8 protein-coding genes are annotated in these 10,673 nt (G+C 63.6%); 2 read left to right on the plus strand and 6 right to left on the minus strand.

Annotated elements, in window-relative coordinates; all coding sequences use genetic code 11:
* Positions 1-274: 274 nt before the first annotated feature.
* Complete coding sequence (gbcA, locus tag DCO48_RS20735; RefSeq protein WP_116552476.1) at positions 275-1,567, plus strand: glycine-betaine demethylase subunit GbcA; 1,293 nt, start codon at positions 275-277, stop codon at positions 1,565-1,567.
* Positions 1,568-2,226: 659 nt separating this feature from the next.
* Here gbcA and DCO48_RS20740 read toward each other — a convergent pair.
* From DCO48_RS20740 to DCO48_RS20765, 6 genes are all read right to left on the minus strand, one after another.
* Positions 2,227-2,997: an electron transfer flavoprotein subunit beta gene (locus DCO48_RS20740; RefSeq protein WP_116552477.1), complete on the minus strand. Its 771-nt coding sequence runs from the start codon at positions 2,995-2,997 to the stop codon at positions 2,227-2,229.
* A 15-nt stretch (positions 2,998-3,012) separates the two neighbouring features.
* Positions 3,013-4,233: an electron transfer flavoprotein subunit alpha/FixB family protein gene (locus tag DCO48_RS20745; protein ID WP_116552478.1), complete on the minus strand. Its 1,221-nt coding sequence runs from the start codon at positions 4,231-4,233 to the stop codon at positions 3,013-3,015.
* Complete coding sequence (gene dgcB / locus DCO48_RS20750; RefSeq protein WP_116552479.1) at positions 4,233-6,176, minus strand: dimethylglycine demethylation protein DgcB; 1,944 nt, start codon at positions 6,174-6,176, stop codon at positions 4,233-4,235. The genes DCO48_RS20745 and dgcB overlap by 1 nt, the downstream gene beginning before the upstream one ends.
* A 169-nt stretch (positions 6,177-6,345) precedes the next feature.
* The gene (gene dgcA, locus DCO48_RS20755; RefSeq protein WP_116552480.1) at positions 6,346-8,406 is read right to left on the minus strand and encodes a dimethylglycine demethylation protein DgcA; all 2,061 of its coding nucleotides are present in this window, start codon (positions 8,404-8,406) and stop codon (positions 6,346-6,348) included.
* Positions 8,407-8,421: 15 nt separating this feature from the next.
* Positions 8,422-8,952, minus strand: coding sequence for a DUF5943 domain-containing protein (locus DCO48_RS20760; protein WP_116552481.1), 531 nt, complete (start codon positions 8,950-8,952; stop codon positions 8,422-8,424).
* A 76-nt stretch (positions 8,953-9,028) separates the two neighbouring features.
* The gene (locus tag DCO48_RS20765) at positions 9,029-10,006 is read right to left on the minus strand and encodes a dipeptidase (RefSeq protein ID WP_116552486.1); all 978 of its coding nucleotides are present in this window, start codon (positions 10,004-10,006) and stop codon (positions 9,029-9,031) included.
* 340 nt (positions 10,007-10,346) lie between these two features.
* On the opposite strand from DCO48_RS20765, the gene tssD reads away from it, so the two are divergent.
* On the plus strand, positions 10,347-10,673 hold a 327-nt coding region (gene tssD / locus DCO48_RS20770; protein ID WP_116552482.1), incomplete at its 3' end, for a type VI secretion system tube protein TssD.

A 10,673-nucleotide genomic window follows, 5' to 3' on the forward strand; every position in this document is an offset into this window, starting at 1 on the left:
CACGGCCGATTACGGCTAGATGCTGCCGATAATGCGCAAGCGGCGGGCGTCGTACATGCCTACCCGCGACATCGGCGTGCTTATCGCGACCAGCCACTGGCTGCAAGGGCTGGCACGTCGGGAACGGATTCGATCATGTCGCCCATGGACATGGATACCGGCGCCAGCGAACGCACACTCCACCGCAAATGAACTGATTGTTTATCCGCCTTGCGATGCCATAAGAACGATTAGCCACTTTCGCCGGCCTTGACTGGCCCTGAGGACCTACACGATGGACGTCACCGCAACCCTGAGCCTGGGCGATCCACTGGAACCTGCACGCAAGGCCACCGCCGATATGTTGCAGACCCGCGAGCGGACCTTCTCGCTGCCGCAACCTTTCTATACCGACGAGCGCCTGTTTCAGATCGACATGCAGGAGATCTTCCAGAAGGAGTGGTTGATTGCCGGCATGACCTGCGAAATCCCGGCAAAGGGCAACTTCCTCACCCTGGAAATTGGCAAGAACCCGATCATCGTGATCCGCGGTGCCGAGGGTCAGGTGCATGCCTTCCATAACGTCTGCCGGCACCGCGGTTCGCGGTTGTGCACCAGCGAGAAGGGCAAGGTGGCCAAGCTGGTCTGCCATTACCACCAGTGGACCTACGAGCTGGATGGCCGGCTGCTGTTTGCCGGCAGCGAGATGGGCGCCGACTTCGACATGACGCAGTACGGCCTGAAGCCGGTGCACGTGAAGACGGCCGGTGGCTACATCTTCATCAGCCTGGCGCAGAACCCGCCGGCCATCGACGACTTCCTGGCGACACTGAGCCACTACATGGAACCGTACGACATGGAGAACACCAAGGTGGCGGTGCAGACCACCTTGATGGAAAAGGCCAACTGGAAGCTGGTGCTGGAGAACAACCGCGAGTGCTATCACTGCACCGGTTCGCACCCGGAACTGTTGAAAACCCTGCTGGAGTGGGACGACGTCACCGACCCGCGCGCCGACCAGGCGTTCAAGGACCATGTCGCCGCCAGTGCGGCGGCGTGGGACGCGGAGAAGATTCCGTATGCGCATGCCAGTTTCGGCCTGCGTAACCGCATCGTGCGCATGCCGCTGCTCAAGGGCACGGTGTCGATGACCCTGGATGGCAAGCAGGGCTGCCAGAAGCTGATGGGGCGGATCAAGAACCCGGACCTGGGCTCGATGCGCATCCTGCACCTGCCGCACTCGTGGAACCACTGCATGGGCGATCACATGATCGTGTTCACCGTGTGGCCGATCAGCGCGCAGGAAACGATGGTGACCACCAAATGGCTGGTGCACAAGGATGCGGTGGAAGGTGTCGATTACGACCCGCAGCGCATGCGTGAGGTGTGGGATGCAACCAACGACCAGGATCGCCGGCTGGCCGAAGAAAACCAGCGCGGGATCAACTCGACGGCGTATCAGCCGGGGCCTTACTCGAAGACCTATGAGTTTGGCGTGGTGAATTTTGTCGATTGGTACAGCGAGCGGATGTTGAGCAACCTTGGCGCGGCGCCAGCGCCGTATCTGAAGGGCGTGGCGGCGCAGTAGGGCCGCTCCCACAGTGGTCGGTGTGATCTCACCCTGTGGGAGCGGGCTCGTCCCGCGATGGGGCCCTCACTGGAACTGATCAATATTTGATCAAACCCAGCAACACCCCGCCCCCACTGGCCCCAGGCATTCCGCAAACACTTTATCCACAGCCCGGCCCACAGCAATTGTGGGCAACCCCCTCTCTGGCATGTGGAAAACCATTGATCAAAAAACAACCAAAACCCTGTAAGCCTCTGATGGCGTGGCCTACAGCGTTACGCAAACACCTTATCCACAAAGCGGCCAACAGACTTTGTGTGCAACTCACCGAGCCGTATAAAACCATTGTGGATAAACCTCCAAACCTCCGAATTACAAAGGTTTTCAGGGTCCGCGGAGACGCTTACCCGCACATTTGATCAATTATTGAACAACTCTCTCCAGCCCTTATAAACCGTGGCTCACAGCCATAGCCAAACAGATTATCCACAGACACGCCAACAGAGAATGTGGGCAAAGCCCGACAAAACCGTCCTCGCGCCCATGAAAAAGCCACGGAAAATCCGTGGCTGCAATTGATCAATAATCGATCATACTTCTGAAAGCCTCTAACGACGTGGCCTGTAGCCATAGGCAAACACGTTATCCACAGACTGCCTAACAGACTTTGTGTGCAACTAGCGCAACACGCCTTCTTCCACCAACAACTTCAAAATCGCCTGCGCACCCGCTTCCGGCGACAGCTCTTTCAACACCTGCCCGCCCCCCCCGCTGGCCTTGGCCGTCGCCGCCTTCATCCGGTCGGCGCCGCTCTTCGCCTTGATCACCTTCAAGCGCTTGGGTCGCGGCTTGGCCGGCTGCAGTTCGGCGCCTGTGAGTAACGCGTCTTCCAGCACCTGCACCTGGCGCGCCGCCAACACCCCGCGTCGCGCCGGGCCGAAAGCACTCTGGCGCGGCTTCGCTGCGGCGTTATCCACAGTCGCCAGCAACGGCAGGCGCACCTTCAGCCGCCGCCGCTGGCCACGCGGCAAGGCTTGCAGCACCTGGGCCACACCGTTGTGGATAGATTCCACTTCGGCCAGCCCGACCACCAGCGGCCAGCCCAGGCGCTCGGCCAGCAGAAACGGCAGCATCCCCGAGCCCTCGCCGGTTTCCGCCTGACTGCCAGTCAGCACCAGTTGGGCGCCGGCGTCACGCAAGTAGTCGCCGAGCACGCCCAGCGCGTCGGCGCCAGCCGGCTGTTCAAGCACATCGAGCTGCTCCAGGCCCATGCCCAGGTAGGCCCGCAACGCCGGCTCCTGCGGGTCGCCGGCATGCAGCACCTGCAAGTTATCCCCAGCCAGCTGCAAGCCCAGTTCCACCGCACGGGCGTCCTGCTCGGCCCGCCGAGTACGCCCCGAAGTGGGGTGGGCACCAATCGAAACCAGGCTGATGACCTTCGTGTTCATGTCTGTCCCCTGCCCTCAGGCGGCGTCGCGCTTGGCGTCGCCGCGATAGTTTTCCACAGCCTCGATCAGTGCCTGCAGAATCGCCGCACTGTCGCCAATCACCGACAGGTCGGCGCGCTTGATCATGTCGCAGCCGGCATCCAGATTGATCGCCACCACCTTGTCGCAGGCACCGATGCCCTGCAGGTGCTGGATCGCCCCGGAAATCCCCACCGCCACGTACACCCGCGCAGTCACCCAGGTACCGGTCGCGCCGACCTGGCGGTTGCGCGGCATGAAGCCGTCGTCCACCGCCACCCGCGACGCGCCCTCGGTGGCGCCGAGCGCCGCCGTGGCCCTGTGGAAAAGTGCCCAGTCCTTGACCCCGTTGCCGCCGGACATGATGAATTCCGCTTCGGCCATGGCGATCGCCGCCGGGTCGACGGCCACCGGGCCGAGGTCTTCGATACGCGCCAGGCTGCGCGCCACGCCTGTGGACAACACCACTGGCAAGGCTTCGTGGCGGGTTTCGCTGACCGGTTCGGCACATTCCGCCGCGCCGAGGATCAGCCGCGGCACACGGCGAATCAGGTCCTGCTGACCGGCACCGGCACGACCGCAGCAAAGCCCGTCCTTGATCTGCCAGACCCGCGTCGCCGGGCGCTCGCCCAACGCGGCGGCAAAGCGCCGGCCCAGCTCGCCACCGCCGCTGCGGCTGTCCGGTAGCAGCCAGTGGCGCGGCTTGAACTGGTTATCCACAGCGCGCAAGCCCTGCACCAGCTGCTCCGGTGCATAACCGGCGTATTCCTCGCCGTCGATCAGTAACAGGCGGTCGACACCGTTGCCGGCAAAGTTGCTTTCCTTGTGCTCGCCGAACACTACGGCGAGTACCGCACCGTCGCTGCCGGCCAGGCTGTGGGCGAGGCCGAGCAGGTCGCGGTCGTGGCTGCTGAGGCGGCCGCCGACCATGTCCGGGACCACCGCGATGTAGAACGCCGGCGCCGGCACCTGGTGCAACGGCAAGACCACCTCGGCCGCCGCACTGCGCTTGCTGCCACCGCCCTGCTGGGCACCGCTGCGGTCGATGCGCTTGACCCCGTTGGGGCCGATGAAACCGACTGCATGCGGGTTCTTGCGGATAACCCCGTTCGGCCCCATCCAGCTGCTCTGCTGCACCTGCATCGCCGCATGCAGCGGGTGCAGGCGGTTACGTGCGATCCACTCGGCACGCGGGTCGCGGCGGATAATGTCGCTCATCAGTGCACCTCCGCAGGTTCACGTTCGGGCAAAGGCTTGTTCGCCGCCGGGGCTTCCAGCAGGGCGTCGGCCACCAGTTCGGCCAGGTCCTTGATCAGCGGGCGGGGTTCGACCACGCCTTCGAGCATCGCCGTGCATTGCGGACAACCCACGGCCACCAGCTCGGCGCCGGTTTCGCGGATGTCGTCCATGCGCATGTCGGGGATCCGTTGCTTGCCAGGGATGTCGGTGATCGGCGCGCCGCCGCCACCGCCACAGCAGCGCGAGCGGAAACCGAAACGTTGCATCTCCTTCACCTCGATCCCGAGGGCGCGCAACACCTGCCGCGGCGCCTCGTACTCGCCGTTGTAGCGGCCGAGGTAGCACGGGTCGTGGTAGGTGACGCTGCTGCCTTTGTGCACGCCGAGGTTGAGGCGGCCGGCAGCGATCAGTTCGGCGATGTAGGTGCTGTGGTGCTGCACCTGGTACTCGCCACCGAACGCGGCGTATTCGTTCTTCAGCACATGGAAGCTGTGCGGGTCGCAGGTGACGATGCGCTGGAAACGGTATTTGCCCAGGGTCTGGATATTGCGCCGGGCCAGTTGCTGAAAGGTCGCCTCGTCGCCCAGGCGCCGGGCCACGTCGCCGCTGTCGCACTCTTCCAGGCCAAGCACGGCAAAGTCGACCGCGGCGGCTTTCAGCACGTTGACGAAGGCGCGCAGGGTGCGCTGGTTGCGCATGTCGAAGGCACCGTCGCCGACCCAGAACAGCACCTCGGTGCTCTGCTTGTCGGCGAGGACGGCGAGGTTCAGATCGGCCGCCCAGTTCATCCGCCCGCCGGGGGCAAAGCCGCCGGGGTTGTCGGTGGCGATCAGGTTGTCGAGCACTTCTGCACCCTTGTTCGGCGTGGCACCTTTTTCCAGGGTCAGGTGGCGACGCATGTCGACGATGGCGTCGACGTGCTCGATCATCATCGGGCATTCCTCGACGCAGGCCCGGCAGGTAGTGCACGACCACAGGGTGTCGGCATCGACCAGGCCGTTGACGATCGGCTGGTGCGGGTTGCCGCCATGTTCGCCGATGGCTTTGCCGGGGTACGGGCTGCCGGCGAAGGTGGCGTCGGTGCCGCCGGCCAGGCCGACGACCATGTCCTGAATCAGTTTTTTCGGGTTCAGTGGTTGCCCGGCGGCGAACGCCGGGCAGGCCGCTTCGCACTTGCCGCACTGCACGCAGGCGTCGAAACCGAGCAATTGGTTCCAGGTAAAATCCTTGGGTTTTTCCACCCCCAGCGGGGCACGCGGGTCCTCCAGGTCGAGCGGCTTGAGGCCGGTCGAACGGCCGCCGCCGAAGCGCTCGGCGCGACGGTGCCAGGCCAGGTGCAAGGCGCCGGCAAAGGCGTGCTTCATCGGCCCGCCCCAGGTCATGCCGAAGAACAGCTCGGACACGCCCCAGAGCACACCCAGGCCGAGCAGGCCCACCAGCAGCCAGCCGCCGAAACCAGCGGGAAGTATCCCGGCCACCGGCAAGGTGGCAATGAAGAAGGTAGTGGCGAACACCAGCAGGCTTTTCGGCAGGCGCATCCACGGGCCTTTGGACAGCCGCGCAGGCGGCTTGAGCCGACGTTTGAAGACGAACAACGCGCCAACGAACATCAGCAGCGTGGCGCCGAGCAGCGCGTAGCCGAGGATGCGGTTATGCAGGCCGAAGCCATGCACCAGCAGCGCCAACACGGCGGCGAGGACGAAGCCGCCGGCGGTGGCGACGTGGGTGTTGGCCATGTATTTGTCGCGGGCCACCACATGGTGCAGGTCGACCATGTAGCGGCGCGGCATGGCCAGCAGGCCGCCGAGCAGGTCGACCTTGGCCGGCCGGCCTTGGCGCCACATCCGCAGCCGGCGCACCGCGCCGAGCACGGCCAGGCCGAGGGCGGTGAACAGGAGGACGGGAAGCAGGGTGTTCAGCATGGGAAGCTCCCAAAAGGCGATTCAACGGCTCGCAGCCCCCCTGTGGGGAAGGGCTTTGCCCTCTGTGGGAGCGGGCTAGTCCCGCGATGGCGGCGTATCTGGCACACCGCGTTGACTTCATCGCCGGACAAGCCCGCTCCCACAGTAAAGCTGGAGTAAGTGCCGACCCTTAAAAGTCCTTGCACAAGCGCAAGGCGTCATAGATCGCCGCGTGGGTGTTGCGCTGCGCCACGCAGTCGCCGATCCGGTACAGCAAGTAGCCGTCGCCCGGCTCGCCGAGCATCGGCTGCGGCTGGATCGCGAACAGTGCCTCGATGTCCATCTGGCCCTTGTTCCGCGAACCTTCCTTCAACGCGTAATACAACGCTTCGTCTGGGCGCACGCCGTTCTCGATCACCACCTGGTCGACCACCCGCTCCTCCTTGGCCCCGGTGTATTCGTTCTCCAGCACCGCCACCAGCTTGTCGCCCTCGCGGTAGACCTTTTCCAGCATCAGGTCGCCGGTCATGATCACTTCCTTGGGGTACATGCTGCGGTAGTAGGTGGGGAACGACGTACCGCCAATCGCCACGCCTGGCTTGATGTCGTCGGTGACGATTTCCACCTGGCTGCCCTTGTCGGCAAGGAAGTCGGCGACCGACATCCCGGTGAACTCGCAAATGGTGTCGTAGACCAGCGCGGTCTTGCCCGGCGCAACCTTGCCGTCGAGCACGTCCCAGCTGCTGACCACCAGCCCTTCGGCCGCGCCCCAGTGCTCGTTCTGCTCCAGGAACGGGTGCCCACCCACCGCCAGCACGACGATGTCCGGGCGCAGGTCCATGATGGTTTCGGCGTCCGCAGCGGTGCCCAGGCGCAGATCGACTTTCAGCCGCGCCAGCTCCAGCTGATACCAACGGGTGATGCCGGCGATCTGGTCGCGCTGTGGCGCCTTGGCGGCGATGCTGATCTGCCCGCCGATGGCCGCCTTCTTCTCGAACACGGTCACGTCGTGGCCACGCTCGGCCGCCACCCGCGCCGCTTCCATACCGGCTGGGCCGGCACCGACGATCACCACCTTGCGCTTGACCCCAGTGGTTTTCTCGATGATGTGCGGCACGCCCATGTATTCGCGGGAGGTCGCGGCGTTCTGGATGCACAGTACATCCAGGCCCTGGTATTGGCGGTCGATGCAGTAGTTGGCACCGACGCACTGCTTGATCTGGTCGATCTGGCCCATCTTGATCTTGGCGATCAGGTGCGGGTCGGCGATGTGCGCGCGGGTCATGCCGACCATGTCTACGTAGCCGCCTTCGAGAATGCGCGTGGCCTGGTTCGGGTCCTTGATATTCTGCGCGTGCATCACCGGCACCTTGACCACTTCCTTGATCCCGGCGGCCAGGTGCAGGAACGGCTCCGGTGGATAACTCATGTTCGGGATCACGTTGGCCAGGGTGTTGTGGGTGTCGCACCCCGAGCCGATCACCCCAAAGAAATCGAGCATGCCGGTGGCGTCGTAATACTGGGCAATCGCCTTCATGTCCTCGTGGCTGAGGCCATCGGGGTGGAATTCGTCGCCGCAGATACGCATGCCCACGCAGAAATCCGGGCCCACTTCGGCGCGCACGGCCTTGAGCACTTCGAGACCAAAGCGCATGCGGTTTTCGAAGCTGCCGCCCCACTCGTCGGTACGCTTGTTGACCCGGGGGCTCCAGAACTGGTCGATCATGTGCTGGTGCACGGCCGACAGCTCGACGCCGTCCAGGCCGCCGGCTTTGGCCCGGCGCGCGGCCTGGGCGTAGTTGCCGATCACCCGCCAGATCTCTTCCGGCTCGATGGTTTTGCAGGTGGCCCGGTGCACCGGCTCGCGGATGCCCGAGGGCGACATCAGGGTCGGCCAGTGTTCGCCGTCCCAACGCGAGCGGCGGCCCATGTGGGTAATCTGGATCATGATCTTGGCGCCGTGCTTGTGCATGGCGTCGGCGAGGTTCTGGAAGTGCGGGATGATCCGGTCGGTGGCCAGGTTGACCGATTTCCACCAGCCCTGCGGGCTGTCGATGGCCACCACCGAGGAGCCACCGCAGATCGCCAGGCCGATCCCGCCCTTGGCTTTCTCTTCGTAGTACTTCACGTAGCGCTCGGTGGTCATGCCGCCGTCGGTGGCGTAGACCTCGGCGTGCGCGGTGCTCAGTACCCGGTTACGAATGGTCAGTTTGCCGATCTGGATCGGCTGAAACATAGCTTCGAATGCCATGGCGCAATCCTCGACTTACAACGGCTTGACGATGAACAGGCCGTCGTCGTGGCCTTCTTCCGAACCGCCGTAGAGCTGCTCGGCGACCGTACGAATGGAGCTGCCGCGGGCGGCCAGGATCTGGTCCATGGCCCCGGCGAACCAGCCGGTGAACATGTAGTCGACCTTGCGCCCGACCTTGCCGTAGACGTAGACGAACGCCGAATGCTCGAGCTTGACGCTGGCGGTGCCTTTATCGAGGTCGATGTCCTGGATCTTGAACAGGCCCCAGCCGCGCTGCGACAGCCGCTTCATGTAGTGCTCGAACACCGCCACGCCGTCCAGGCCGTGGCATTCGGCTTCCTTCTCGCACCAGTGCCAGGCGGACTTGTAGCCGGCCTTATAGAGGATCTCGGCGTAAGCGTCGGCGCCCAGCACCTCCTCGATGCCCATGTGGTTGTTGACGAAGAAATGCCGTGGCACGTAGAGCATGGGCAGGGCGTCGCTGGTCCAGACACCGGTTTCGCTGTCGACTTCGATAGGCAATTGCGGGGCGATCTTGGCCATGGAAACTGAACTCCAGAAGAATTTGGTTGGCGACCCCTGCGCGTTTGCAGGGGTGAACAGGCGTGGCGCGGGCGGCTTATTCGCCCCAGACGTCGCGCAGGACGTTGACCCAGTTTTCACCCATGATCTTGCGCACCACCCGTTCGGGGTGGCCGCGCTTGAGCAGCGTTTCGGTGAGGTTGGGGAATTCGCCGACGGTGCGGATGCCCAGCGGGTTGACGATCTTGCCGAAGCTGGTGAGGCGACGGGCGTAGCCCTTGTCGTGGGTCAGCCACTCGAAGAAGTCCTGGCCGTGGCCCTGGGTGAAATCGGTGCCGATGCCGATGGCGTCTTCGCCGACCAGGTTCATGGTGTATTCGATGGCTTCGGCGTAGTCGTCGATGGTCGAATCGATGCCTTTGGCGAGGAACGGGGCGAACATGGTCACGCCGACGAAACCGCCGTGGTCGGCGATGAACTTCAGTTCTTCGTCGGACTTGTTGCGTGGGTGTGCCTTGAGGCCGGACGGCAGGCAGTGCGAGTAGCAGACCGGCTTTTTCGATTCGAGGATGACTTCTTCGCTGGTTTTCGAGCCCACGTGGGACAGGTCGCACATGATGCCGACGCGGTTCATTTCCGCGACCACTTCGCGGCCGAAACCGGAGAGGCCGCCGTCGCGTTCGTAGCAGCCGGTACCGACCAGGTTCTGGGTGTTGTAGCACATCTGCACCACACCGACGCCGAGCTGCTTGAAGACCTCGACGTAGCCGAGCTGGTCTTCGAAGGCGTGGGCGTTCTGGAAGCCGAAGATGATCCCGGTTTTGCCTTGTTCCTTGGCGCGGCGGATGTCGGCGGTGGTTTTCACCGGGATCACCAGGTCGCTGTTGTCGCGGATCAGTTTCTGGCTGGCGACGATATTGTTGACGGTGGCCTGGAAGCCTTCCCAGACCGACACGGTGCAGTTGGCGGCGGTGAGGCCGCCTTTGCGCATGTCTTCGAACAGCTCGCGGTTCCATTTGGCGATGATCAGCCCGTCGATAACGATGCTGTCTGCGTGTAATTCGGCTGGGCTCATCAGGCTGTCCCCTGTTTTGCTTTTGCTGCACCGAATCGTCTGCCGGCGCTTTGGGGCCAGCATATGCCTCGCTGCGTGGTCGCCATGATGCAAAAACGACAGGGGAATCGCCGAAAGCGTCAACGGGCGAGTAAAGCCTGAAAACCGGCAGGACGGCGGCTCACTGCAGGAGCTGGTTTGCCGGCGATCTGGCGCAAAACGCCAGCAAGTCCAGCCGCTGCGGCGTGTCAGACCTTTCGCTTTTCCACCTTCACCGTTAAACGCAATTTCAGAACCGCCCTACATACCCACACACCGTAAGCCACTAGCCTGCCCACTCCCTCGACAAGGAGTCACGCACATGGCCAGTCACGGCTACATGACCCTCACCGGCAAGGAACAAGGGCTGATCAGTAAAGGCTGTTCCACCCCAAGCTCCATCGGCAACAAATGCCAGAGCGGCCACACCGACGAAATCATGGTGCTGGCGTTCAACCATCGCATGTTGAACATCGGCAACATCAGACATGCCACGCACGAACCGATCCAGATCACCAAGAACATCGACAAGGCCTCGCCCCTGCTGGCGATGGCCATGGCCAATCGCGAAAAGGTCAACTGCATCATTAACTTCTACCGCGTCTCCGACGAGGGGCCGCATGAGAAGTACTACACCGTACAGATTGAA

Origin of the sequence: Pseudomonas sp. SDI (genome assembly GCF_003105155.1) — a bacterium.
Classification (GTDB): domain Bacteria; phylum Pseudomonadota; class Gammaproteobacteria; order Pseudomonadales; family Pseudomonadaceae; genus Aquipseudomonas.